Origin of the sequence: Bacillus sp. FSL R5-0443, assembly GCF_038608285.1 — a bacterium.
Classification (GTDB): Bacteria; Bacillota; Bacilli; order Bacillales; family Bacillaceae; genus Bacillus; species Bacillus velezensis.
On the sequence record NZ_CP152013.1, the window covers coordinates 2,812,287 to 2,838,487 of the forward strand.

25 protein-coding genes and 1 pseudogene are annotated in these 26,201 nt (G+C 43.2%); 4 read left to right on the forward strand and 22 right to left on the reverse strand.

Annotated elements, in window-relative coordinates; all coding sequences use genetic code 11:
* Positions 1–28 precede the first annotated feature (28 nt).
* Genes psiE through yrkP form a run of 3 tightly spaced genes read right to left on the reverse strand, consistent with a single transcriptional unit; the run spans position 29 to position 2,471 of the window.
* The gene (gene psiE, locus NYE28_RS14085; RefSeq protein ID WP_337681031.1) at positions 29–445 is read right to left on the reverse strand and encodes a phosphate-starvation-inducible protein PsiE; all 417 of its coding nucleotides are present in this window, start codon (positions 443–445) and stop codon (positions 29–31) included.
* Positions 446–490: 45 nt separating this feature from the next.
* Complete coding sequence (yrkQ, locus tag NYE28_RS14090; RefSeq protein ID WP_342490142.1) at positions 491–1,789, reverse strand: two-component system sensor histidine kinase YrkQ; 1,299 nt, start codon at positions 1,787–1,789, stop codon at positions 491–493.
* Entirely contained in the window at positions 1,776–2,471 is a 696-nt protein-coding gene (gene yrkP, locus NYE28_RS14095; protein ID WP_342490143.1) for a two-component response regulator YrkP, read from the reverse strand. Before yrkP ends, yrkQ begins: the two co-directional genes overlap by 14 nt.
* Before the next feature lie 266 nt (positions 2,472–2,737).
* Between yrkP and NYE28_RS14100 the strand changes: the two genes are divergently transcribed.
* Complete coding sequence (locus NYE28_RS14100; RefSeq protein WP_099566967.1) at positions 2,738–3,955, forward strand: DUF418 domain-containing protein; 1,218 nt, start codon at positions 2,738–2,740, stop codon at positions 3,953–3,955.
* Positions 3,956–4,428: 473 nt separating this feature from the next.
* Entirely contained in the window at positions 4,429–4,986 is a 558-nt protein-coding gene (locus NYE28_RS14105; RefSeq protein WP_094031857.1) for a GNAT family N-acetyltransferase, read from the forward strand.
* A gap of 476 nt (positions 4,987–5,462) precedes the next feature.
* Here NYE28_RS14105 and NYE28_RS14110 read toward each other — a convergent pair whose 3' ends face one another.
* The 8 genes and pseudogenes from NYE28_RS14110 to NYE28_RS14145 form a co-directional block, all read right to left on the reverse strand.
* A complete protein-coding gene (locus NYE28_RS14110) occupies positions 5,463–5,999 on the reverse strand; it encodes an AAA family ATPase (protein WP_032866675.1) in 537 nt (178 codons plus the stop codon).
* A 164-nt stretch (positions 6,000–6,163) separates the two neighbouring features.
* The gene (locus tag NYE28_RS14115; RefSeq protein WP_060562648.1) at positions 6,164–6,382 is read right to left on the reverse strand and encodes a hypothetical protein; all 219 of its coding nucleotides are present in this window, start codon (positions 6,380–6,382) and stop codon (positions 6,164–6,166) included.
* Between the two features lie 98 nt (positions 6,383–6,480).
* Positions 6,481–7,119: pseudogene (locus NYE28_RS14120) on the reverse strand (MFS transporter); the annotation flags it as partial.
* Between the two features lie 127 nt (positions 7,120–7,246).
* A complete protein-coding gene (satA, locus tag NYE28_RS14125; RefSeq protein WP_032866673.1) occupies positions 7,247–7,768 on the reverse strand; it encodes a streptothricin N-acetyltransferase SatA in 522 nt (173 codons plus the stop codon).
* Positions 7,769–7,925: 157 nt separating this feature from the next.
* On the reverse strand, positions 7,926–8,426 hold the full coding sequence (locus tag NYE28_RS14130) for a DinB family protein (RefSeq protein WP_100001555.1): 501 nt from the start codon (positions 8,424–8,426) through the stop codon (positions 7,926–7,928).
* A gap of 217 nt (positions 8,427–8,643) precedes the next feature.
* A complete protein-coding gene (locus NYE28_RS14135; protein WP_309193257.1) occupies positions 8,644–8,997 on the reverse strand; it encodes a DUF2651 family protein in 354 nt (117 codons plus the stop codon).
* Positions 8,998–9,146: 149 nt separating this feature from the next.
* Positions 9,147–9,950, reverse strand: coding sequence for an HAD-IIB family hydrolase (locus NYE28_RS14140; protein ID WP_025285030.1), 804 nt, complete (start codon positions 9,948–9,950; stop codon positions 9,147–9,149).
* A 32-nt stretch (positions 9,951–9,982) separates the two neighbouring features.
* The gene (locus NYE28_RS14145) at positions 9,983–10,795 is read right to left on the reverse strand and encodes a Cof-type HAD-IIB family hydrolase (RefSeq protein WP_100001556.1); all 813 of its coding nucleotides are present in this window, start codon (positions 10,793–10,795) and stop codon (positions 9,983–9,985) included.
* Between the two features lie 236 nt (positions 10,796–11,031).
* Here NYE28_RS14145 and NYE28_RS14150 point away from each other — a divergent pair, with 236 nt between their 5' ends.
* Entirely contained in the window at positions 11,032–11,757 is a 726-nt protein-coding gene (locus NYE28_RS14150; protein WP_025285032.1) for a MurR/RpiR family transcriptional regulator, read from the forward strand.
* Positions 11,758–11,841: 84 nt separating this feature from the next.
* Here NYE28_RS14150 and manA read toward each other — a convergent pair whose 3' ends face one another.
* The 6 genes from manA to NYE28_RS14180 all read right to left on the reverse strand — a co-directional run bounded on the left by manA (position 11,842) and on the right by NYE28_RS14180 (position 19,493).
* Entirely contained in the window at positions 11,842–12,789 is a 948-nt protein-coding gene (manA, locus tag NYE28_RS14155) for a mannose-6-phosphate isomerase, class I (RefSeq protein WP_015240265.1), read from the reverse strand.
* Between the two features lie 14 nt (positions 12,790–12,803).
* Positions 12,804–14,762, reverse strand: coding sequence for a fructose-specific PTS transporter subunit EIIC (locus NYE28_RS14160; protein WP_015240266.1), 1,959 nt, complete (start codon positions 14,760–14,762; stop codon positions 12,804–12,806).
* Positions 14,763–14,914: 152 nt separating this feature from the next.
* Positions 14,915–16,867, reverse strand: coding sequence for a BglG family transcription antiterminator (locus NYE28_RS14165; RefSeq protein WP_015240267.1), 1,953 nt, complete (start codon positions 16,865–16,867; stop codon positions 14,915–14,917).
* Positions 16,868–17,096: 229 nt separating this feature from the next.
* Positions 17,097–18,014 carry an MBL fold metallo-hydrolase gene (locus NYE28_RS14170; protein WP_015240268.1) on the reverse strand — a complete coding sequence of 306 codons (918 nt, stop codon included), beginning with the start codon at positions 18,012–18,014 and terminating at the stop codon, positions 17,097–17,099.
* Positions 18,015–18,058: 44 nt separating this feature from the next.
* Complete coding sequence (gene ybaK / locus NYE28_RS14175) at positions 18,059–18,541, reverse strand: Cys-tRNA(Pro) deacylase (protein WP_012118054.1); 483 nt, start codon at positions 18,539–18,541, stop codon at positions 18,059–18,061.
* Positions 18,542–18,608: 67 nt separating this feature from the next.
* Positions 18,609–19,493, reverse strand: a complete 885-nt coding sequence (locus tag NYE28_RS14180; RefSeq protein WP_015240269.1) for a LysR family transcriptional regulator — start codon at positions 19,491–19,493, stop codon at positions 18,609–18,611.
* A gap of 124 nt (positions 19,494–19,617) precedes the next feature.
* On the opposite strand from NYE28_RS14180, the gene NYE28_RS14185 reads away from it, so the two are divergent.
* Positions 19,618–20,826, forward strand: a complete 1,209-nt coding sequence (locus NYE28_RS14185; protein WP_015240270.1) for an MFS transporter — start codon at positions 19,618–19,620, stop codon at positions 20,824–20,826.
* 149 nt (positions 20,827–20,975) lie between these two features.
* Here the strand turns inward: NYE28_RS14185 and NYE28_RS14190 are convergent, their stop codons facing one another.
* From NYE28_RS14190 to NYE28_RS14210, 5 genes are all read right to left on the reverse strand, one after another.
* Positions 20,976–24,137, reverse strand: coding sequence for a bifunctional cytochrome P450/NADPH--P450 reductase (locus tag NYE28_RS14190; RefSeq protein WP_136396512.1), 3,162 nt, complete (start codon positions 24,135–24,137; stop codon positions 20,976–20,978).
* Positions 24,138–24,164: 27 nt separating this feature from the next.
* Complete coding sequence (locus NYE28_RS14195; protein WP_003152789.1) at positions 24,165–24,731, reverse strand: TetR/AcrR family transcriptional regulator; 567 nt, start codon at positions 24,729–24,731, stop codon at positions 24,165–24,167.
* Between the two features lie 209 nt (positions 24,732–24,940).
* Positions 24,941–25,480, reverse strand: coding sequence for a methyltransferase domain-containing protein (locus tag NYE28_RS14200; protein WP_007408228.1), 540 nt, complete (start codon positions 25,478–25,480; stop codon positions 24,941–24,943).
* Positions 25,481–25,652: 172 nt separating this feature from the next.
* A complete protein-coding gene (locus NYE28_RS14205) occupies positions 25,653–25,808 on the reverse strand; it encodes a hypothetical protein (protein ID WP_007408227.1) in 156 nt (51 codons plus the stop codon).
* A gap of 172 nt (positions 25,809–25,980) precedes the next feature.
* Entirely contained in the window at positions 25,981–26,121 is a 141-nt protein-coding gene (locus NYE28_RS14210) for a YrzI family small protein (protein WP_003152787.1), read from the reverse strand.
* Positions 26,122–26,201 lie beyond the last annotated feature (80 nt).

The window sequence follows — 26,201 nt, forward strand, 5'->3', positions numbered from 1 at the left end:
GCGTATCGGTATAAAGTGAACTAATTTATTAATGTTCAACAACAGAATTTCGTCTATTGACAATAAAGAATGCACAAATCATTGCAAGAATGGCCATCGCCCACCAGAACGTTGAGATCGCCTGATCATGATCGATGATAATCAAACGAATGACAGCCGTGATGCCAATATAAATAAAGTAGCGAAGCGGGAAATGAAAGTCTGATTTGAAGTATTTGATAATCAAAGCAATGAACTCAAAGTACATGAAGAATATAAGCAGTTCCCCAAGCATCTCATAATAGCTGTCCACTTTGTTGAACAGTGAATTGTATACGAATTGCACAATGTACCATGTCTCGCTGATCAGAAGTCCGCTTAAGGCTATGGCCAGGAAGAACAGGCAGACATTGAGAAGCGCTTGTAACAGGTAAGGTGCCTTTTTGAAATTGTTGGAAAATCTCATCTTGTTGTCTCCTATTTCAATATTTTCGTCGTTTTGATTCGCAGCCTACATCTTTCTGTTCCAAAATCGCAGCACGATGCAGTACTTGGAATTCTTTTGTATACTGTGAAACTGCCCCTGCATGCGGGACATCATTCGCGCAATGCTTCTTTCACCGAGTCCGTTGCTTTCCGGTGTTACATCCGCAAGTTTAATCGTATTGCTAACATGAATCTCAAATATTTCTTGATCCGATACAAACGTGATGCTGATTTCTTCTTCCGGATCTGCGTATTTAAATAAGTTTGACATCACATTATCAAATACACGACCAAGCTCCTCCAAATTCACGTTAATATAGGTTTCCGGCAGCTCGCCTGAAATATGGACCCGGAAATGCTCCTGATGAAGGATAGCAATCTGATCTGATATTAGATCGTAGATCACTTCTTTCACTGCAACGGTCTCCAGGTCGGCCCCATGTTCCTTATTCAGCAGGAAATACGCAAACAGATTGTCAGACAAGTTTTTTAATTGCAGTGCTTTACCATAAGCATTGGCTACATAACGATCTTTGCTGGTACCCGCTTCGCCTCCTTCTTTTTTGGCAAACTCCAGATTCATGATCAGCGACGTCAGCGGTGTGCGCATATCGTGCGACATTTCGGTAACCAGGCTGCGGCTCTCTGCTTGCAATTCCTCGATAGCTTTAAGTTTGTCCAAGAAAGCTTTCCGCAGATCCTCAATGCTCTTTGCAATCATCGCTAATTCATCATGCCCTTTTATCGTCATCTCGTAGTCCAGCTGGCCCCCTTCAAGAATATGAATCTCTTGGTGAAGCGTTTTAAGGTAGCGAAGACTTTGACGGATGCCCAAGAGAACAATGATTAAAAAGATGAGGGTTGCACCGAGCAAATCCAATGTAAAGGCCAGATCATAATATCGGGAAGAGTAGAAACCGTCGATAATGACTCGTCCTTCACCATCGCTGAACTTGACAGGATGTGAATGATTTTGAGCATACTGAGTCAGCTTTTCTTTTCCATAATCGGATTCGGAATAAACGGAATCATATTGCAGCTCCTGATCCTTGAATATGGTGAGGTTAATGTAATTTTCTTTTTTGACCCACTCGCCAAACGCTTTTCTATCCGATGTAGACAACCCATTTTCTGAAACGTACTGACTGAATTTTTGAATGTATCTCGCTGACTCCTTGTGATAATACTCATCCGAACTCAAATATCCCTCGATCAGATCATCTGTAATCTTTTGCAACGTCAGAAAGAACACACCGCTCACAATCGCAGCAACCATGATCAGCAAAGCCAGTTTTTTGGTTAGCGTGAATTTACGATATGCCAAATCGATATCCTCTTCCCCATTCAGTTTTTATATAAACCGGACGTGCCGGATCATCCTCAATTTTGGAGCGCAGTTTCCGAATATGCACCATCACCGTATTGTTAGAACAGTAAAAGTAAGGCTGTCCCCACACACTCTCATATATATTTTGAGCAGAAAATATTTTGTTGCGTTTGCTCATCAGCAGTTTCAAGATACGATATTCCAGATCTGACAACTTGATTTGCTGCTCCTCTTTGTAAACCTCATTAAATTCTTCGCTCACTCTCAGGTTGCCCCCGATAAGAAATGTTTCTTCTTGTTCCTTCTTTTCCTGATAGATTGTATATCTGCGTAATTGAGCAATCACTCTAGCGTGAAGTTCCTCTTCCGAGAAGGGTTTAGTCATATAATCATCGCCGCCGGCGAGTAATCCCTCAGTTTTATCGAGTGTACTCGATCTGGCCGTCAGAAACAGAATTGGGACGTTAGAGGTTTTCCTAATGTGCTGACAGGTTTCGATTCCCGAGATGCCTGGCATCATAATATCCAAAATAACCAAATCAAGCGAGTCATTCACAAGTTGCAATGCTCGCTTTCCATCCTTGGCTCTTAGCACCTCGTAGCCTGCTCGCATAAGGGATTCCTCCAAAAGATCACCAATATCATGATCATCCTCTACGACTAATATTCGATGGGTCATGCCTCTTTCACCTCATGATTCTTGATGTTATCTCTCGTGTGACCTTACTATATATCATTCATAAGTAACACGTACGTTATAAGATACCACGTAAATCTTAACAGTTTATGAAAGCTGATGTCCGCCACAAGTTTGTCACATTTTTAAAAAAATGATGAACCTTCATAAATTGTTAAGATTCTGTCTTTATATTTATCCATTGTAAGGCTCAAGTTTTTCAGATCCGCACTGCACATTGCAATGGTAAATGGGAAAGGAGTATTGATATGATTGTACAAAAAGAAGGACGCGGGCAACCAGTGAGTCTGCGGGAACGGGTTCATTTTCTGGACATCGTACGTGGATTTGCCTTGCTTGGCATTATTATTGTCAACTATTTTCTGATCGTAGATTCAGTAAAGGGATTCGAAATGGCCTCCGATGACGTCCTGCACAATCTGGTTTCCTGGTTTGCCGAAGGGAAATTCGTTACATTATTCTCTTTCTTGTTCGGAGTTGGGTTTATGATCTTTATGGATCGAGCCGCGCAGAAGGTAGATAGTCCCAACAAGCTGTTTGCCCGCAGGTTATCTATCCTGTTGGGGTTTGGCATTTTGCACATCACATTTGTTTGGGTCGGTGACATATTGACCTTTTACGCCGTAAGCGGCTTCCTGTTACTCGCCTTCTATCAACGCACGGCCAAAACGGTGCTTAGATGGATTATCGCACTTATCGTGTTTCAATTCCTGACTCCTGTTTTCACAATGTTGTACAATGTCATCAATACTGCAGGGTCAAAAAACCCGAATTTTTCAGAGTTTACTTTGTTTAGCCACACAAGCCTTACCTACATGGAATCCATCAGCACTCGGTGGACAGATATGGTCACGATGGCTGCTGGCTCTTTCTCCATGATCTATTCCATGTTTCTCATGTTTCTGCTGGGCGTGTACTTTGTTAAGATGGAATTTTTCAAAGACATGGAAGCGAAAAAGTTCATATGGAAGCGTATCTGGATCATTAGCACAATCGCTTTTCTAATAACACAAAGCAGTATATTACTAGACATGTTTAATTTTTCTGAGAATATGCTGTGGAAGGACATTTCCTCTGTCTTGGGTCAAAATGGCGGCTTAACCGGAAGTATGTTTTATATGAGCACTTTTGCAATGCTGTTTCTGTATGTTCCTCAGCTGCGAGGCCCTATGATGATATTCACCAAAGTCGGACGGATGTCATTGACCTGTTATCTGCTTCACTCTATCATTGGAACAGTTCTGTTCCTCAGGTACGGATTCGGGCTTGCGGATCATATTCAATCCGCCGGCACGTTCATGTTCAGTCTGGCCGTGTACTTCGTGCTTATGAGCTTTAGTACATTGTGGTTGAAACGATTTAAGTACGGTCCGATGGAATTAGTATGGCGCAAGCTGACGTACGGCAAAGTAAACGGGAGTCCTAAAGCAACTCCGCTGCATTCGGAAAAATCAATACAGAAATAATCCCTTTGCACAGATTGCATGACTTCAAATTTGTTGTTGACTGAAGCGGGCATTAAACGGATAGATTTGATATATATACTAGTTATTTTTATATCATTTAGGCTTCTTTGGGCTAATAAATCCACCGGAGTTTACTCAATGTGCATTGCTCATGATCGAAAGTAAATTGAATCTTTTACGCATGTTCATAGTCAAAGGCGGCCCATTCGACTATTTTTGTAACTTTTCGCAGGAAAAATTCGAGAATGATGACAAATCCCGCATACGACACTTAATACGGTAGTGAACGATAGTAAATAAGGGTTACATGCAGCTTGTTTTCCAATGAAACAAAGAAAAAATACAAAAAGACAGGAAAAAGCTTTTGAAGTATTTTAACGCCAAATTTACCGCGGAAGAAAGAGCGGCAGAGCAGCTGGAATTACACTGAACGACTGAACTCGTTATTTCAGCAACTGAGGGAGTGAGCAATCATGAAAACAAAAAAGGAACCAAAAGTTATTCTGGAACCAGCAAAGGAATCTGATCTGCCAGAATTCCAAAAAAAATTACAAGAGGCCTTTGCGATCGCCGTGATTGAAACGTTCGGTGATTGCGAAGATGGACCGATTCCATCGGACAATGATGTTCAGGAGTCTTTCGACGCTCCCGGAGCAGTCGTATATCATATTCTTCGGGATGGTGAGAAGGTAGGTGGTGCAGTAGTACGTATCAACAGCGAAACACATCATAATTCGCTAGATTTATTCTATGTATCTCCAGAACATCACAGCCAGGGGATTGGTCTTTCTGCTTGGAAAGCCATAGAAGCACAGTATCCGGATACTGTGCTTTGGGAAACCGTGACACCTTATTTTGAAAAGCGAAATATCAACTTCTATGTGAATAAGTGCGGATTCCATATCGTAGAGTTCTACAATGAACATCACTCTGATCCGCATATGCATTGCAATGGACGCGAAGGTGACAAGCCCCTGCCGGATGATGATGACTTTTTCAGATTTGTAAAGATTATAAAAAAAAGGGACTAAACAATCGAACACTGCGATATGCCCCAGAAAGTTGCCGGTAACTTTTTTAAAGATATTTGTTTGGATTGAAAAAATTCCAAGTTAACCAATAATTCCCCATGTTTACAGAGTTGATTAATAAACGATACGAGGGATAAACGGATAGAGCCTTCCCCTTCTTTTTAAGGAGAAAGTATTAAAAGGCGGAAAGCCCTTCTCGTTATGAGAGGGCTTTAATTCGGTCTGAAAATGAGATGGAGAATAAAAATAAACAAAGAAATAATTAATTAGGTGATGAACGATTTATAAGAATTTTAGAGAGATACTCCAACGGAGAACTTAACGAAGAACAAATCACTTCTCTATTGTGGGATACTGCCGAAAATAAATCACTTCACAACAGAGAAACTGAAAGCGGTATAAAAAAACAGCTCCGTTAAAAAAATGGCCGGAACTGTCTTTGAATTTTGGTTTTCCAGTTATCTCCGTCCGTTAGTTTAATTAGAATTCAGATAATCCAAGACACGATCAACTCTTTCATTGACTGAGTAATCTCCTTCAATTTTTAGCAATGGACAAGATAAATCTGCCATCCAATGTTCGTGTAAAGCTTTGCTTCTAACTTCCATTCCAGCATTATCATATAAAGAAGCCCACTCTAAAAATGTTTTTGATTGTTCATATTTACTGCCGCCGGCTAACACTTCGTTTCCATAACGCTGAAATTCCCTATGCCTTAATCTCTCAAGCCGTATATCTTGCGGAATCCATAAGAAGATGACAAGGTCAAAGTAACTTTTTAGATCATCGCCCCAGCCGCACACTGCGCCAGAAAGAATCCATTTCTCATTTATTGTCAAGTCTTTTTCAAGCAACTTTCTTCTTTCAGGAATTTCTCTTTTCTTAGTGAATTTATCTGTCCAATAGTAATCATCAGTATCAAGATGCGTATGAGGCAAATGCTTTGATAATGCAACACCCAATGTTGAAGTTCCGACTCCGGAGGCTCCCAGTATGTGAATATTTTTTTTCATAGTTCCCTCTCCTTATAAAGCAACGAAACTCCCTGTCCGCTGCACAAGGTTCTTACTATTATTTTAACATAAATCCCCAAAAACCTTTACTTTGCCAGGGAAATCCAAATGCGTGTTAAAACCATACTGCTTACGAACATCATGGTCATTTTCAAACAGAATGATTAACTTTCTCTCCGGCCTATTTTAATATCCTCATACACTTTCTCAAAAGTCTCGATTGGCAGTGAAAACTTGGTTATTTTCTCGTTACGATAATTGATCATGATCTCAATTTGATTATTTTTTTGTTCAAACTCAATAAGTGCATTCTCCCATTTATCTCTGATTGAAATGATACAATTTCCATTTTTCTTTTCCTTTTTCTTATAAATGTAATTCACTTTAACTCCCCTTTCATTGATCGAAAAAAGGTTTCGGAATAAGGAAGCTCCTCAAAAAAAGGATCAAAACTTTTATCAAGTTTGATCCTTTTCCCTTTTTAGTCATTCCTTTGCGAACGTTTATAGACATTCATGTTTACCAGCCAGCTCATAACGATGATTCCTGCAAAAAGAATGAGCATATTACTGTACAAATAAGCGGAATGATCAGCGTTAACAGGCAGCAGCCTTTGATCCAGCAAGCGGGTCGATAATAAACCGCCTGCAATCGAAATACCCGTTCCCTCTGATAGAAAGCTGGTAAAATTAAGCAGACTCATTCCGGCGCCGGCTTCCTTTTGTTTCAAACTGCCAGATACCATTGTAGATATAACCGTTTTTGTGAAGGAGAGCCCCCCAAAAACAAAAACGATGATAACGGTCATGAGCCAAGGTGTCGCATCTATAAAAAAGGCAGCGATTAAAAAGCTGGAAGACATCAATGCAATCCCAATGGTCAGCACATATAAAGAACCTTTCCGATCAACAAGCCATCCTCCAATGTAACCGAAGATGATGACGCTCATCGTTCCAGGAAACATAATCCCGCTTCCAATTGCCGCAGTACTTAAATGGTGAACATCTTTCATCATATAAGGAACCATAGACACAAATCCTGCAGCAGTGCCGAATATCAGGCCTCCGCAAAGGACGCCCATCATAAACAAGACATTTTTCCCCAGTGCAGGGTCAACAAAGGATTTTGCACTTCATCCATAACTCCCCCTGCATTGATTGATATACCTTATTATAAATCCTCAAGCCGATGTTTTGAATACTTCGCGACACACCCGCTGAATGACGAAACATCAAATACTGTTATATTTAAAATTTACAGTACCAAAAAACCGCAATTTCATTTGCTGTTGAAAAATTGGAATATAGCATTGTATCGACCGCTCCTATGACAAAGTTATTTTTGGCATAAAAATGACAAGCTGAAACATTAATATCTTGTGTTTCAAGCATAAGACCGCATAAATGATTCTCCTTTGCCCACTCAACCGCTTTATGCAATAAAGCCGTCCCGACACCATTTTTTCTATAATCTTCTGCAACGGCAATGTCTTCAATCAGTGCGTATCCATTCCAATTAGAACGAAGCTTACTCCGGCCGACACAGTCGTTCTCTGCGTAATAAAAAAAGACAACTTTATCCTCTTCTTCAATATAACTGACATCAATGTCTTCATCATCATATTTTTTGACATAAGGTTCAGCAAATTTCTCCTCTGTATATGTCCAAACATTGTTTTCAAATGAAGGGATGATTCTCCCTGAAACAACGAAAGATTCGTTTGGTTTATTGAAGTCTTTCATATTGAATCGCGTCATTTTAGTTATCATCATAATCACCTTTCTGTATTTATTGACCTTAATTTACATCTTTTGAACTGTTGATTCGTCTGCATGTCATGGATACCGGTTTAATAACTCTAAAAAACAAAAAAGATACCAACATCGATTGGTATCATCTATTCATTCGAGCCCTTACAACAATATCCTATTTCGGAGCTTCCAAACCGAATTTAGTCCATTCCTCTTTTGCCGGACCGTAAATACCCGGAACAGGTAAACCTGCTTGTCTCATAAGGACAGTCATTTGTCCTCGATGATGGTTTTGATGTTGAATTAAAAACATCAAAAGTGAACCATTTGGCAATTGCTGACCAATAAAGTTGACACATTCTTGAAGTGTATCGTCAGTCCATTGCGTTTTTAACGCCTGTACAAATGCATTACTGGCTTGATGATAACTCTCAGCAATAAACCGCGCCGATGCAGGAACAGGATAATCTTCGGCCGGAGCGTGAAACGTTAAATCTGTGTTTGAGGTAATGATGTGAATGGCAGCGACAGTATGCCATGCAATACGGCCCAAAGTCCAATGTTGTGAAGTGATTTCTTGTTTAAGTGATTCATCAGTCAGATGATTCAGCAGTTTTTGTGTCGCATCGGCTTCGAATTCCCAAGATTTCAAAAAATGGTCTAAGGTTTGAAACATAAAAATCCTCCTTATCCTTTTTTGTTTTTCTATGTATCTACAGTTCAATTATAGTGCTCCGTTTAGTTAAAAAAGAACAAAACGATAGACAGACATTTTCAACAGAAAGCCCGATCTGACAACAACAGACAAAATATAAGAACATAACGGATAACTCTATACTTCTTTTTCTTCAATCGACAAAAAAAGGATAGCTGTTCAAACAGGATTCTTCTGTCTAATATTTTCTCTTTGCGAAAGTCCATATCGTCTTAGTGATTGAACCGGAGACAAAACAGCTCCCCGTCATCATAGCCACCCAAATGAAAAATGTCGGTTCGGCACCTATTACAATAAACATGAATATCAAGGACAAAAAGAATACAATAACAACCATCATCCATACTTTTTTAAAGATGAAATATCCTAAAATCCCTAACAGAAAAGAAGCTGCCGGAAGAAAAATAAGAATGATATACGCGGGGCTCAACAGCGGGCTAATACAAACACCTCCCAATTTCAAAACGAGGCAGTTCCTGCTTTTTGTCTGATATGAAGTGATTTTTTTCATCTTGATATTAAACCGCTTCATTCATTTTATACATATTATACCAATACCATCGAGTCAAATATAGATATTTATTCATTTTTAACATACTTTAGGAAAATCAGGAGTGAATTAAAGTCTGAGGATAGCCCGCTTTTTCTATCCCTAGTAAGTCCTGCCGCATTGATTTTAGCTCATTGTTTTTGCAGCGCTAATATTCTCATAATCGTGTGCATAACGCTGCTTTCCTCATTTGATTTGATGACAAAGTGCGCCGCATCTTTTATTTCGTCAATGGCATTCTTAACCGCAAAGCTGTAGGATGCCGCTTCCATCAATTCTTTGTCATTGCGGCCGTCTCCGAACGCCATTGTTTCATCAGCCGAAACCCCTAATAATCGCTGCAGTTCTTGTACTGTTGTTCCTTTATGTATTCCGATATTTGCTATGTCCATCCAGGTATCCTCTGATGCTACGATATATAATTGGTGAAAAAATTCATGCAGCTTTTCTCTCGTTTCCGGACAGTTGGCGTCGGGATCATGAACCGTAATCTTGATAAAATCATCTTTTATCTCAGTAAAATCAGTTATTTTCGTTACATGTGCATAAGAGGCATTTACATATTTCATCTCACTTTCAGACAGATTTTCTTTTACGATCGCACCATTTTTTGTGCATGCGATAATGCTATGCCCGCAGCTGATTTTTTCTAAAGCGCCTATAATTGACAGTCCCGCTTCATTGCTGATCAAAGATTCATATACGAACTTGCCGTTCTTTTTTATACGTGTGGCACTGTCTCCTAAAATCCAAAAATCTTTCGCATCTTCTCCGAATAAAGCTTCCACTCTTTCACACTGCTTCCCGGTGCAGATGGCGAAAGCGACATGCTGTTCCTCCATTACTCGTTTTGTCTTTTCAAATAACGTTCTGTCAAAATCGCCTTGATTATTTAAAAATGTACCGTCTAAATCCGTAATCACTAATTTAATCATCGTTCAGCACCTCCGCAGTTAAAACGTCTTTTTCAGACAAAGGGTTTTTCACATTTTAGAATGGAATCAATCGCATTTAAGACCCCTTCTTCATTGTTTGATTGCGTGATATGCGCGGCAGCCTGTTTAATGCTTTCCTGCGCATTATCCATGGCGACCCCGTATTTCACGGCGGACACCATCTCCAGATCATTGCCGCTGTCTCCGAAGGCCGCACACTCTTCATCACCCATCCCCCATTGTTTCTGGAGAAGCTTAATCCCGCTCGCTTTATGAAGCCCCGGTATGATCAGATCTATGTCACCGTGCCCGCTTGATACAGGCGTAACGAAAGACCCGATTGCGTTTTTTAAATAGCTCAGAAGTGCGGAACAATGTTCGGCGGGAAAGCTGATGGAAAATTTCAAAATGTCATCATCGATGTTTTCAAAATGCGGCACCCTTTTTAACACATAATAATACTTACTGGCATGCAGATATTCATCTTCACCGGCATTTTCATGAATATACGCGCTTTTTTTTCCGCAGACAATGACGTTTTTCACCTCATACTGCTCTAAAGCAAGGATCACTGCTTTTATAGTGTCTTCAGACATGTTACCCGCGAATAATTCTTCTCCGGCATTCACGACGAAAGCGCCATTCTCAGCAACGAAAGCGATTTCACTTTTGATTTCCGGAAAGAAGGATGTAAGCTGCGCATATTGGTTTCCGCTTGCTACGGCAAATTTAATCCCCCGCGATTTTAATTCACGATACTGATTCATAAAACGCTCTTTGTTATATGCCATTTCATCATTCAAAAACGTTCCGTCCATATCAACTGCTATCAGTTTGATACTCATATTGTCCTCCTTTTTTCGGCCGCTTTTGTCAGAGACCCTTGAAGAGATCATGCATAAAGCGTATGAACGAATTATATCCGCAGTTGTTTTGCGCCGTAAATCATTGGCTGACGTCTTGTTTTGAATGACACAAAAAGTGATTTGTCACATAAATATAACACTATGTTTCTTTTAAAAATGATATGTTACGATTAGATGTACATTCACCATTCTCATAAAAAGGAGAATCCCCCTGCATGTTCACACACGAAATGATTGCTTCATTTAACGAGCTTGAAACTTCTTTATACAACTACATCTCCCAAAACAGCGAGAAAGTCGTCTATATGCGAATCCGTGAATTGGCAAATGAAACCCATGTATCTACGGCTTCTATTTTACGTTTCTGCAAAAAAATAAACTGTGAAGGGTTTTCGGAGTTTAAGGTGAAGCTGAAAATGTATACGGAGGCAAATAAAAAAACGATTTTAAAGAGTCCCCATCATTCCGTTGCCGAATTTTTTGAAAGAACAGTAAGCGGAGGGATGGAAGAAAAGCTGAAGGAAGCAGCAGCCCTTGCGGCGGATGCAGAAAGCGTTATTTTTATCGGAGTGGGAAGTTCAGGAATTCTCGCCGAATACGGAGCCAGATATTTTTCGTGCTTAGGGAAACTTTCAATGTATATTAAAGATCCTTACTTTCCGGCCCATTCCCATTTCCGCCATAACAGCATCACAATCGCATTATCGGTTTCAGGTGAAGGAGATTCTACGGTGACTCATCTGAATCAGCTGAAACAAGAAGGCAGCCGGGTCATCAGTATTACAAATCATAAACATTCAACCATTGCCAAAATGTCCGATGTGAATATTTCATATTACGTGACGGAAGAATGGGTTGAAAATGCGAATATCACCACCCAAATCCCCGCTATGTACATACTTGAATCAATGGCTCGGGAGATATACAAATTGAGAGAATAAATTCAGGAACGAAAACACTGATACACTGGAGATTTCGCCCTTTTTGTAAAACCCTTCTCTGATGCCAGAGAAGGGTTTTGAGGATCACAGATGAGACACAATACAATTTGCATGGCCTGCCAGTTTATATTCTCCCAAACCGGAAGGCAGGAGAATATGATCTCCTTTTCTAAAGGGATATTCATGCCCGCCTGCAATCATTATTCCGTCTCCTTCGATCACGCTGACAAGAAGGAAGGGATGATGCTGGAATAGATTTGCTTCACCTTTTACAACCCACTTTTCGACTGAAAAATAAGGACATTCTATTAAAACAGCTGCCAGCAAATCATCTGTTTGTTTATATTGAACGGTCGGCCGTTCACGGACAGATGGAACGTCTATCACTTCTATACTTTTTTTCAAATGGAGCTCGCGCATCCTGCCGTCCGCATCTTTTCTTCCGTAGTCATACAATCTGTAAGTCGTATCTGAATTTTGCTGCGTCTCTAAAATAAGTGTGCCCTTTCCAATCGCGTGTACGGTGCCGCTTGGGACAAAGAAGAAATCTCCCGGCATTACCTTAACTCTGTTCAGGAGCCCGTCCCATTCTCCCCGCTCAATCATGGACATCAGTTCTTCTTTTGTTGTTGCGTTGTGGCCGAAAATGATCTCCGCATCTTTTTCACAATCAATGATATACCAGCATTCGGTTTTTCCAAGTTCCCCGTTTTCATGCATTTTGGCAAAGTCATCATTCGGATGCACCTGAACTGACAGGTCTTGGTCCGCGTCCAAAATTTTTGTAAGAAGAGGAAAACGGTCTCCTTCAAGGTTTCCGAATAAATCTCTGTGATGCTCCCACAATTCACCGAGCGTACATCCTTTATACATGCCGTTTCGAACTGTGCTCTGTCCATTTTGATGAGCGGCGAAGGCCCAGCACTCCCCTGTCCGCTCGGACGGAATATTATAGTGAAAATCACGCAGGGCGGCGCCTCCCCAGATTCTTTCTTTGAAAACCGGATTGAAAAATATCGGTTCAGTAGACATGATCATCCCCCGCTTTATTCGATTTCTTCCAGAAGCTCATACGCCTCTTCTTTTGTCTGAACGGAGAGCAGCCTTTCCCGATAGCTGTCATCCATCAGTTTTCGGGATAACATCTGCAATATTTTCAGATGCTGATTTCCGCCGCTTTCCTTCGGTACGGCAATCATAAAAATCAGTTTTGCATCAGAACCATCAAGGCTGTTCCAGTCAACACCCGAACGTCTTATTCCGAATGCGACACCCGGCGTTTTGACGGCTTCAGACTTTCCGTGCGGAATGGCGATATTCATACCTATCGCCGTGGTTCCCTGCTGTTCCCGGCTCAAAATGGCCTGCTTAAATCCGCTGTCAGACAGCAGCATACCTTTACGGGACATTTTCTCGATCATTTCATCGATAATGTCATCCCTCGTTTCGCCGGATAAATGCGGTTCAATCAAGTCCGTACTGATAATGTCAGTCAGTTTTTTGATTTCGGTCATCCCGGCTTTTCGGCTGTCAGCCTGAGATGGTTCCTTTGTTTCTTTTGCCGCTGCAGCTTCATTTGGTGCGGCAGACGGCAGCACCTCGCCGGGCGCGGGGGATTTCGCCATATCTTTCTTCAGTACATTAACCAACAGAGCGGTGACAAGAGAACCTGCTGTTACAGCGATAAAAAACATCAGTACATGATCTACTGCTCCAAGTACAGCAACGATGGGGCCGCCGTGTGCCACTCTGTCCCCCACATGGCCGATCATCGCTATCACCGATCCGGTCATAGAACCCGCCATAATACTCGGGATCACACGAAGGGGGTCTTGGGCCGCAAATGGAATGGCTCCTTCCGTGATACCGAAAAGGCCCATCGTAAATGATGCTTTTCCCATTTCTTTTTCTGCGGCGGCGAATTTTCTTTTTCCTAAAAACGTTGCAATCCCAAGCCCTATCGGCGGTATACAAATGGAAACGGCAATCGGGCCCATGATTTCATAATTTCCTTCTCCGATCATTGCCGATCCGAAAAGAAAGGCCACCTTGTTTACGGGTCCTCCCATATCAAAGGAGATCATCGCTCCTAAAATCAATGCCAGAAGAATTGAACTCGAACCTTTCATTCCCGCAAGCCAAACCGTTAATGATGCGAAAATATGAGCGACGGGGGCGCCGATCAGAAATACAAACGCCAAACCGACGATCAGTGAGGCAAACACCGGAATAATAATGATCGGCATAATCGGCTGTATTGCTTTAGGAACTTTACATTTTTTGATTCCAAGCGCCGCATATCCCGCCAAAAATCCCGCAATGATTCCTCCAAGAAATCCTGCGCCGCTTGCACTGTCGTAAAAGCTGCCGGATGCCGCAATATATCCGCCGATCATTCCGGGGACAAGACCCGGCTTATCAGCGATGCTGAACGCGATGTACCCGGCTAAAATCGGGATCATGAATGAAAAAGAAGCACTGCCGATCTGTTCAATCGTCTTCCAAAAAGACTCGTCCGGAATGACTAAGCCCTTTGGTGTTTTTTCTCCTCCAAGCGTCAATGCAACCGCTATCAATAATCCGCCGACGACAATGAAAGGAACCATAAAAGAAACGCCGTTCATTAAATGACGGTAAATCGGGTTTTGTTTTTTGCCCTGCTGACTTGCGGATTCAGCTTTTGAAGCAGATTGATAGACCGGCACTTCACTGCTAAGCGCTTTTTGAATTAATTCTTCCGGTTTGCGGATGCCTTCCTGAACCCCGACGGCCAGCAGCTTTTTTCCCGCGAATCGGTCTTTGTTCACCGAGCGGTCCGCCGCGATAATGATTGCGTCTGCTTCCCGGATTTCCTCTTCGGTCAGCCTATTTTCCACCCCGATTCCGCCCTGGGTTTCCACTTTGATCTCAACGCCTAATCTGCCGGCTGCTTTTTGTAAATTTTCAGCAGCCATATACGTATGGGCAATGCCGTTCGGACATGATGTAATCGCTAACAGTTTCATATAAATCCTCCTTTGCAGTCTGAATTTCAAGATCTTGTCTCAACTTTATACTGAAATCAGCCTGTGATAAGCGCGTTTTTTTACCATAAGTTCCGGAAATAACGGCATTTTTCCCTATAAACAGAAAAAAAGCAGGGAGCCATTCCCTGCTTTTAATAGTTTAAATACGATAAAAACGTCATCACATTTTTTTCTTCCGTCAGTTTTTGAATAAATGCCGGCTGCTCGCTAAGATAGGAAAGCTCACTGAATAATTGCTTTACCTTGTTTTGATCTTCGTGTTTGACGGCAAGCATAAAAACGAGCGACACCTTTTCTGTCCCCCATTCAATCGGCTCTTTTAAGGTGGCGATTGCAATGGCTGATTGTTTGATATATTTAGAGTTCGCGTGAGGGATGGCAATACCCGCCCCGATATTTGTCGCCGACATTTTTTCTCTCATTACTGCATGAATGCCATACTCTTTTTCTACATAGCCTTTTTCATACAAAGCCTGCGCCAGCTTTTCAATGACCTGATAACGGTGCTCTGTCTCTTGCTGTAAAAAAACGAGAAACGGAGTCGTGTCGTTCAGCATTTTAAACGTTTTTTGCTCCCGGCGATGTGATGTATCAAGCTGTTGCATAAATGCGCTGAGCTTCTTTTCATCAGCAGACTCCAAAAGCGGTGATACGACAATATGAGGGATCGTTACATTTCCAAGCCCTATCGTAGAAATGACGAAATCTATATCTTTATGCTTTTTGATATACTCTGTCAGCTCCGCTTTTGCGATACAGTCTTTTACCGTAATGTGATGAAATTTGCGTTCAATTTTAGTCCGCAGCAATTGCGACATGCCAATGCCCATATGGCAGACGATGATCGTCCTTTTAGGGTTATGACTGTTTCGGCGCAGCCGTTCGATCGCTGCCTGAAAATGCAGCGTCAAATAGGCCGCCTCTTCTTCAGGAATATAAAGATCAAATGTTTGATTGATGTCTTCTAAAACGTCAATGATAAGATGAAACAAATAAGGGTACATTTTTTTGATGTCGTGAAGCATGGGGTTTGAAACAGAGAGATCATAGCTCAGCCGCTTCAACACCGGATCGAGATGAATGTTCAATCCGTTGATTAGTTCCTGGTCTTTATGAAAATCCAGCATTTGCAGTTCTGAAACACGATTGATCAAATGCCTGACGACTTTGGAAAGCTCAGAATCTTCAAGATCAAGCTTCTTTTCTTGCTGCGATGGATAGCGGACTTTCCCGCCTATTATATGTAAAGTTAAATAGACGGCTTCTTCCTCAGGAAACCGGATGGCAAATACCGGCTCAAGCCGTTTTAAACAAGCCAGTGTCCATTCATATTCTTTCTTCTTTTTTACCGCGTCCAGCTGTCTTGCAGAAATGGCGACCGGCTGTTTCATTTTGATACGGCGGATAGTCAGCAATGTATGCAGCAGCAAACTTTCAAATGTTTCATCCGTAAAATAGATAGAATGGTTTTTTTGTAATAACTTGATTTCTTTTCTCACAAAGTCCGCTTCATGACTTAAAAACTTACTTTTTATAAATTGGCTTGTAAACTCCGTATTATCAATCAAATCTGAAATTCGCGCCAATGCTTTTCTTTTGTTTTTTTCGTCCCCTTCAATCTTTAAGCCAAGCCGCTGTTTAGAAACCAGTATGAGATCAAATCGCTTCAGCCACTCCTCAACCGCACTTACATCCTTTTTAATGGAAGCTCTGTTTACAAAATGCTGTGCGGCAATTTCTTTTGCGGAAACGGGCTTTGAATTCATTAATAAATCATAAGCGATGTGAAGTATTCTTTCTTCATCGGTCTTGTGCCCGCACGTAAAGTGCTCATTATAAATTTGCCGGCTTAACCGTGACCTTTCCTGTTCAGATATATGTAAATAGACGCCTAATCCCGGTTTGCGGATCAGCTGAGCTTGAGCATGTTCATTCAGGAAATCTTCAATCGTTTTCAAATCATTCCTGATCGTTTTTTCAGAACAGCGGACCCTGTCTGCGAAATCTTGCACAACTAAGTAGTCATCAGGTTCAGATAACAACAGATACAAAATCTTTTTCTGCCTTGAATTCATGTATTTCATCTGTTTTTCTATCCTTCCTGTCCGTTTCTGCTGGAGCAATTGTGATAGGTTAAATATACTGCGCATACGAAACCGTTTTCATTTTATAGTGAAACAAAAGAGTAAAAAGTTTTGTTTTTTACCGCATGTTCCGGAAAAATCATGTTTTATACAGAGACAATTCACCTTTGATTGACGTCAAAACACCAACCGTTTTTAAACGATTGGTGTCGGCAGCGAAAACCTGCTGTTACAGCCAAAATGTTTCGCCAAGCGCTAATGCTTTCAGGTTTTCAGGAGGTAATGCAAGCCGATCCCACTCGCCGTGCAGTCTGCTTAATGCTTCCGGGCCTGTATCATCAGCAAGCCGGAATGCCCCGTAATGCATGGGAATGAAGCTGTCAGCCTTCAGCTCCAAAAACGCTTTTACGGCGTCTTCCGGATTGATATGTGACACTTGCATAAACCATTCCGGTTCGTATGCTCCGATCGGCATCAGAGCCGCCTTAATACGAAACCTCTCTCCGATTTCTTTAAAGCCTTCAAAATAGCCTGTATCTCCTGCAAAATAGATGGACTCGCCGTTTTTGCTTTCTATGACCCAGCCTCCCCAATGAGAGGTATCGGTATCCCAAAGCGTTCTCCGTGTCCAGTGCTGGGCCGGAACAAATGATATATTCACCCCCCGCATCTCAAAACGATCCCACCAATTCATTTCATGAACGTTTTTGCGGCCTTTTTTGTTGAACAGCTTTTTCAATCCCGCAGGCACGTAAAAATCCGGGTTTCCTCTCAGTTTTTTTATACTCGGAAAATCAAGATGGTCATAATGCCCGTGTGAAATGAGCACGGCATCAATGTCAGGCAGTTCGCTCAATTCATATCCCGGCTCTGTCAGCCGTTTTTGAAAACCCATCCGCCGCGCCCATACAGGGTCGGTCATTATGTTAAGCCCCTGTATTTGGATCAGAAATGAAGAATGGCCGATCCAAGTTATGGCGGTTTCCGTCCGATTGACGGCAACATCACGGACATCCCTTGTGACCGCTTTCGGAATGTTCTCGCTCAAGTCTTTACTTTTTTCTCTTCGTTCTTTCATCCATTTCCACATGTCCCTGAATCCATGTTCATTCTTCACGCCATTCAAGTTTTCATATCTTTTTTTCATTATCATTCTCCCTTGACACGTGTTCTATTAGATTCATCGGACATTTATACAATGTCTGTAAATACCGCCCCGCTTGCTTCGGCTAAATCTTGAGGCGCTGCTTTCAGCTGCATTCCGATTTTCCCCGCACTGACAATCATAAACTCCAGTGTTTCAGCGGATCTATCAATAAAAGTCGGAAACCTTTTTTTCATGCCGATCGGAGAGCAGCCGCCGCGCATATAGCCGGTTACTCCCAAAAGGTCCTTCATGGCAATCATTTCTATTTTCTTCTCACCTGCCGCCTTCGCAGCTTTTTTCAGATTCAGTTCTTTTGCAACGGGAACGACAAAGACGTAATAACGATCAGTACCTGCAGATGCCACTAAGGTTTTATAAACATATTCGGCAGCGTATCCGATTTTTTGTGAAACGGAAAGACCGTCTGCGGGCTGTCCCCCTTCTGTTTTGTAACCTAATAGCTCATAGGGAATGTTTTGCTGCTCAATGATACGGACAGCATTTGTTTTCACTGTTTTTTTCGCCATGGTTTTCCTCCGTTTTCTGTATTTCTTTCTGCTTTATTTTCAACTTCGATTTTAATAAAATGACCGCTCAGTTGCGTGCTTTGTAATACTCAAGTGCAAACTGTTTAAAACGCTCAGCAGCGGGAGAAAGAGCATGGTTTTTCAGCTGGGCTAGCGCTATGGTGCGTTCGCATTGGTAATCTGCAACCGGTAGAAAAACGACCGGAAAGTATGAATGCTCCGCGGTTTTCGGCAGCACTGCAGCCCCCAGACCCGCGGCGGTCAGCCCTAATATGGTTGACACTTCCTCTCCTTCAAATGCGAGATGCGGGTGTATATTCAAATCCCGGCACATCAGATCAAACATATACCTCAGCCCGTATCCCGGTTTAAAACCCACAAAATCCTCGTCCTGCATCTCTTTCATTTGAATGCTTTTATTTCCTGCAAGCGGGTGGTTCTCAGGTAGCACCGCATAAAGAGGCTCTTTCTCCAGCACTGTCCATTGTAAAAGCTCGCTGGGAAGCGGCGGGGAGCTGAGACAGATATCCGCATCTCCCGTTTCCACCATTTTGCGAAGCGTTTCATTTGCGCCTTGATAAAGCCGGAAGGTCACGTTTGGGTATAGCTTTTTAAATTCGGCAATCAGCTGAGGCATTAAGCGCAGCCCGAGCGTATGAAGAAAAGATACAGATATTTCGCCGTGCTCCAGGCTCATATTCTTTTTCACTTGTTCAACGCCTTCATTTAAAGCTCGTCTCGCTTGTTTTGCTTTTATTAAGAACTGCTCTCCGTGCCTTGTCAGCCGGACGGCTTTTGTCTCTCTGTAAAATAACGGCGCGCCTAATTCTTCTTCGAGCCTGATAATCGATCGACTTAATGCCGGCTGAGAAATCATTCTTTCTTTTGCCGCATTTGTGAAATGCTGATGAGCTGCCGCCGCAATGAAGTTGTCAATTTGATGAAGCTCCATTTTCTCCTTCTCCCCTTTCTTCATAACCTACACGCATTAATTCTATAGTTATTATAAATTAGACACATTGAAATGAAAAGCGTACGATACATATATAACCAACAGTGAGAAAAGAGGGACATTCATGACGTTTATTCAGCCTCATACAAAGGCTTACAGAAAGGCCAGCTTGGCTCTGTTTATCAGCGGCTTTGTGACCTTCGCCACGCTTTACACGACACAGCCGCTTCTGCCTTTGTTTTCGGAAGAGTTTCATATTTCCGCTGCGGCTGCCAGCTTAACTTTATCCATCTCAACAGCCGTTTTGGCATTTTCATTATTGGCCGCCGCTTCGTTGTCTGACGGATTCGGCAGAAAAAAATTAATGGTGCTGTCGTTAACAGCTACTTCTGTTTTAGGTCTATTAACAGCGTTCAGTCCGGCTTTTCCCGCGCTTTTGGCGATGAGGGCGCTGCTCGGTATTTTCCTGGCAGGCGTTCCGGCTGTCGCTATGACATATGTAGGCGAGGAGTTTGATCCGAAGGGCCTCGGGAAAATGATGGGCTTGTATATCAGCGGCACAAGCATCGGGGGAATGAGCGGCAGGCTGTTAACGGGGCTTCTGACCGATGTATTCGGCTGGCGGCCGGCGCTTGCCATCATCGGCATTCTTTCTATTGTATTAAGCTATTTGTTTTGGCGTTTTCTTCCGGCTCCGCGCCATTCATCTCAGCGGCATGCGGGCGTAAAAGCGGCATGTAAGGAATACGGAGCGGTCCTGCACCGCAAACGGCTGCTTTTGTTAATATCTCTGGGATTTATATTAATGGGGAGTTTTGTGACATTATATAATTATATCGGCTTTCATTTAATGGCGGCTCCTTATCATTTGTCGCAGACTGTGATCGGTTTTATTTTTATTGTCTATCTTGCGGGAACGTTCAGCTCGGTCTATATGGGGAAAAAAGCAGATCTTTTCGGAAGCGCGAAAATGATTAAGATTGCGATTTTTGTTATGCTTGCCGGCGCAGCGGTGACACTTTTGCCCCAGCTTGCGCTTAAAATCGCGGGGATTGCCGTCTTTACCTTCGGCTTTTTCGGTGCGCATTCGATCGCAAGCGCCTGGGTCGGCCGCGCAGCCGGTGATCATCGTGCGCAAGCCTCTTCATTATATCTGCTTGCATACTATATCGGTTCAAGCGTGGCAGGGTCTTGCGGCGGTTTCTTTTGGACGCATTTTCATTGGATCGGTATCATTTCATTTATTTCGGTTTTGCTATTGCTGTCTTATCCGGTTTTATTTCTGGCGGAATTCAGAAAAAAGGGACATAGCCGCCTGCATGTAAATCAATAAAAACATTAAAGAATTGTGTCTTTTGGCCGATACTAAAGATAAGGCCGGCACGATACTCCCTATAACTATTCCTTTTGATTCAGTAGATTTCAAATATCGTGCCGGCTTTCTTCAATTAAAAAACATTCTTCAGTTGTCTCACTCTTCTGTTACATACCTGCCCAAACATCTTTCGCATATCTTCCTTCCGCCTGCAGCTGTTCAAGCCACTCCAAGGAAACTTTTGAATCGGTGTTATGCACCTTTTCATACGCCTGAAGCAGTACATTTTCGACAGCCGGAGCCATTTTGCTTCCGTCACCGCATATATAGAGATGGCCGCCTTGGTCAAGAAGGGCAATAATTTGTGCAGCCTCGCGAAGCAGAACATCCTGTACATATACTTTACAGTCCTGATCTAACCTGGAATACGCCCGATGCACGGTGACAAGGCCGTTTTTCTCCGCATGGTCGAATTCATCTTTGTACAGATCGTCTTCCTCTGGATGCCTGCAGCCGAAGTATAAATGAGCTTCGCCCAGGCTGTTACCGGACATTTTTTCGGCAGCCCGCGCCTGGATAAATCCCCTGAACGGCGCAATTCCTGTGCCTGCTCCGACCATAATGAGAGGCGTTTTCGGATTTTCAGGCAATGCGAAACCCGACTGCGGCGAGCGGATGAAACAGACGGCGGAATCGCCTTTTTGTAATCCGGCTAAATAGTTCGAAGCCACGCCCCGGTATTCCCCACGGCCGCTCCATGCCGGAGCCGTCACAACGCCGACCGTGATACTGAGCTCCCCGCTGGTTGCCTTCGGTGAGCTTGAGATTGAATAATAGCGCGCCTTTAAGGACGGCAGAAGTTCTAAAAAGCGCTCAAACGGCAGTTCACATGCAGGATAATCTTCCAGCAGGTCCAGCATGGTCATTCGTTTTTTCAGCACGTTTTCTTTATATGCCGCATCATCAGAATAAAGATGCTCCAATTCTTTTTGGTGCGGCGGGCACACGGTATGTGCGGCAAGTTCGCGAAGCTGGGCTCTCGTTGCCGGCTCCTGCAGCTCTACATAGGACGCCAAAAGCTCCGGCGCATTAACCGGCCGGTCCATCGGCAGATGAGGCAGCTGCCGGCCCTTGATCTTAAAGTGCTGGTTCGGATCAAGACCGAATCGGCGAATGACACGGCTGATCAGTTCCCCGCTGTTTTGCGGAAGCACCCCGAGATGATCTCCTTCCTGATACGTTTCTGTTTCGGGGAGACGCAGCTCAATATGCCGGACTGAGCGCTTGCTGCTTTCGGTATGAAGCTCTTTGTTCGTGATGACCTCCGCCTCAAATGCTTTGTACGTTTTGGCAATCGGCGTCTCGGCTGCTTCACTTACGTATTCGATTGATAACTGTGATTTGTTTGTCTGTTTTGGAGCGGCCTCTATATGAAAAGCCTTCATGATGTCCTTCCAGAATGAGTCTTCCCAGGCTTCCTGACTGTACTCAAAATCATCGGCATTGTCGCCCTCCCCGATAGAGGTCAGCCGTTTTGCCCCTTTTTCTTCAAGCAATTTGTCTATCAGGCGGGGGATCCTTTGGTAAGTGGCGGCCCAGTTGCGGTCTCCGCAGCCGAAGACGGCGTAAGAAACACCCTTTAATTCCTGATCTTCAAGGGTTTCCATCCATTTCACAAAACCCGCCGCATTATCAGGCGGCGCCCCGTTATAAGAAGCCGTAACAATAACGACCGCGCCTTTTACAGGCAGTTTCCCGGCATAATCATCGAGCGGGCCGGTTTCAGTTGAAAATCCTTTGCTTCTTCCGATATCAGCCAGCTCTTCCGCGATTCCTTCCGCAGTTCCTAAATTTGATCCGTAAAGAATGAGAAGCGGCGTTCCGTGGGACGGGATTTCTTTCGTTTCTTCTTTGTGACCGCTGCCTGCAGCTTTATGGTTTTGTGCGGACTGCTGATTGGACACGTCCTTGTTTTTCACACGGATTTTAAAATCACCGGGCTTAATGGTTAAAGCTTCTTTAATCGTAAGCTCATAATCAGTATGATCAATCAGTTCAAAATGTTTCAGGACAAGGCCGAGCACCATTGTCGCTTCCTGCAGGGCAAACTGCATCCCGATGCATGCGCGCTGTCCGTTTCCAAACGGCTTATACGCGTCAGCCGGAATTGCCGCGGGATCGCTGAACCTTTCCGGGCGGAATAACTCGGCATCTTCTCCCCACGCGCTTTTATCCCGGTGCAGCTGCGGAGTCAGAATCGTCACCGGCTGTCCCTTCGCAATCGGATATTTCCCGCCGAGAACCGTATCTTCTTTCGCGTACAGAGAAAATGCCGGGGCAGTCGGATACAGCCGCAAAGTCTCGTTTAGCACCATGCGGATATATGTCAGCTGCTGAATCTGCTTATATTCAGGGGTCTCTCCCGTCAGCACCCGCTCGGCTTCCTGAACGGCTTTTTTCAATTTATCTTTATTTTTCAGCAGGCAGTATATCGCAAAAGAAAGCAGCCCGCTTGTGGTTTCATGCCCCGCGATCAAAAAAGTAATGATTTGATAACGGATATTTTCATCATCCAGCCTTTCCCCCGTTACAGGGTCTTTCGCTTCAAGCATCAATGCTAAAAGGTCAGACAGATTCTCATCCGGATTTTCCCTCCGCTCAGCGATGATCCGGTCTACAAGCGAATTCATCTCTTCAATATCCTGCTGGAACTGATGTCTCGTTTTGATCATCAGCTTGTCCTGCAGGCTGTGTCTCTGTGATTGGCGCATTGCCTCCTGCAGCGCACGAAGCATACTTGTGATAAAAGGATGCTGTGTGTCGCGGTAAAAGCTGTTAAAGCGGTAATGAAATCCGCACAGGCCGATTGTATCCAGCGTCAGGCGCGTCATATCTTCGGCAACGTCAATTTCTTCATTCGGATTTAATCTGCTCCACTTCTGCACGAGCTGCATGGCAATATCCAGCATCATTGAATGATAGCCTTTCATCGCCTTCTGGCTGAAGCTCGGCAATAAAATCCGATGCGCTTTCTGCCAATTCTTTTCGTGAGTCCAGCTCGTAAATAGTCCGTCACCGCCAAACTCACGGACCTTCAGCAAAGCTTTGCTGAGATTTTTGTCAAATCGCTTTTCATCACAGACTTCTGCCGCGAGCTCGCGGCCTGAGACGAAGACCCCGACAGAGCTCGGAAATTCAAAACGAAAGATCGGGCCGTATTCTTCGGCAATTTTCCAAAGCGATTGTGACAGTTTTTCTTTTTCCAAGTGAGGGAGATTTTTCAGAGGCCCGTATGTTTTCGGCTGCGGTATAGCGCTTAGCTGTTTCATATCGATCTTCCTTCCTTCGGCGAATAATTAATGAGTTCTGATGGCATCCCAAGAACATTGTTCCAATTCTTTCAAAAACGGTTTTGTTATTTCGACGCTTCCCGTCCGGATAAGCTGATAGAGTTTGAGATATGCCCCGAGCAGCAGCGCCATCAGCACATTGGACGGCAGATTGCGGAGCACACCTTCAGACTTGCCGCGCTGAAAAAAGACGTCAAGCATCTGTGTTATTTCATCAAGAAGCTTACGGCTCGTTTCATTCAGAAAGTAGGCGTCCTTATTCGTTTCAAGAAAAAACAATGCATACTCACTTTCCTTCGTAAAATCAATCAGACAATAAAACAGGTGATGAAACCCTTCTCTTACAGATATCCCCTGAAAGTCCGTTTTGACTTTTTTCATAAAACGCTGCGCACTTTCCTGATACAGTACGTTCACAAGTGTCTCTTTACTGTCAAAGTAACGGTAAATTGTGCCGGTTCCAACATCGGCCTGAGCGGCAATCATCGGAATCGTCGTGGCGTCAAATCCTCTATCTGTAAACAAAGTAAGCGACGCTTTCATAATGAGTTCAACCTTGTTTGAAGCTGTCATTTCATCCCCCTTTCTAAATGCGGAATGAATATTCATTCCGTTTGTTCAAAATATTTAAAATGTACGGTCATCTGATTACTATTGTATAAGAAAAAAACTTTTTTTAATATAAAATATATGTGAAATAACCAAAAATAAGGAAATATGCCCAATTTCACAAAAAGAGCTGCAGTGACTTAAGCAGCTCTTTTTATTTCCCAAGAAATATTCTATTTAATGGCAGTAATAAAATGGAATGAATCTCTGCTGACAACTGAAATGTCTCTGAAATGCTGATCATAGAGCACCTCAATCACATCCTTTTCACTCATCCGCGAAGGTTTCAAAACCATATAGAAACACCCGTCAATTTGAAGAACGCGGTACACTTCTTTACATGCTGTCCGGTAATCGCTGACTGTTTCAGCAGTATGTAATGAGAAGACTTTATGAAAACTGCGGTCGCGGAACGGTATGCTTTCCGGCCTCCCCTGCTGAATGTTTCCGAGCCCGGCTTTTATAACCGAACGGTTTGCGCGCTGTGTTTTCCGTATTTTACGTTTCGATGTTTCTATGCTTTTAAGACTGCCCTTTTCAAGCTGTCCGATGATTTGTTTAAACATTGAGCCGTTTCCGGTCCCGATTTCCAAAATGCGGTCGTATTCCTGTATGTCCATCAATATTTGCTGAATGACTGACTCCGCCGGTTCTGATGCAGCAAAGTATTTCGCGCGCATTCGTTTTAATGCTGAAGATGTATGTTGCAACATTGTATAACACCCGCTTTTCCATTCCTGTGATTTATTATTCAGAAATAATATTACCTCGTATTAGTATGAGGTACTAACTAGACGCACTTCTCTTCATGAACGTTTCGATTTATTTGAAATTTATATTTGTTTTCATAAAAAAAAGACGGAAAACGTAGGTTTTCCGCCTGCTCTAGTACCAATAATACGGTGCTATATATCTTGTCTGCCGGGAAAGCGCCGCCATTCTCTGCCGGCGATACGGGTTGCCGTAGCCGTGTTTAAATGAATGGGGCATTGACGCATACCCGTGCCCGATGGATGGAATTCTGTTCTGACCGCCTTGCATGCTATCACCCGCTTACCAATTTTTCTTTCTTTACCATGGTATGCAGGCCGTCTGCGACGTGACAGCAACATCCTCGCTAAACCTGGTCCTTCTCCATTGTGTAATGATTCAGCAGTTCAATTCTGAACATGATGATCTCCTCCTTCTCCTCCGTTTTGGCCCTTCGTGTCCGTTAGTTCATATAAAAGTGTTTCAGCTGGCGTTCTTTCGCTTCATTATAAAACTCTTCGACCTGCTGTTCTCGTTCATACTCTTCCGCACTTTTAAAACGCTTTGAAATGGTCAGTGTTAAAAAGAAAAGATTAATGGTCATTATCGCTCACCCCCTTTCAATATCCGCACAAGCGAAAATAACCCGCAGCAAAGTTCATATGCGCTGCGGGCAGACTAAAT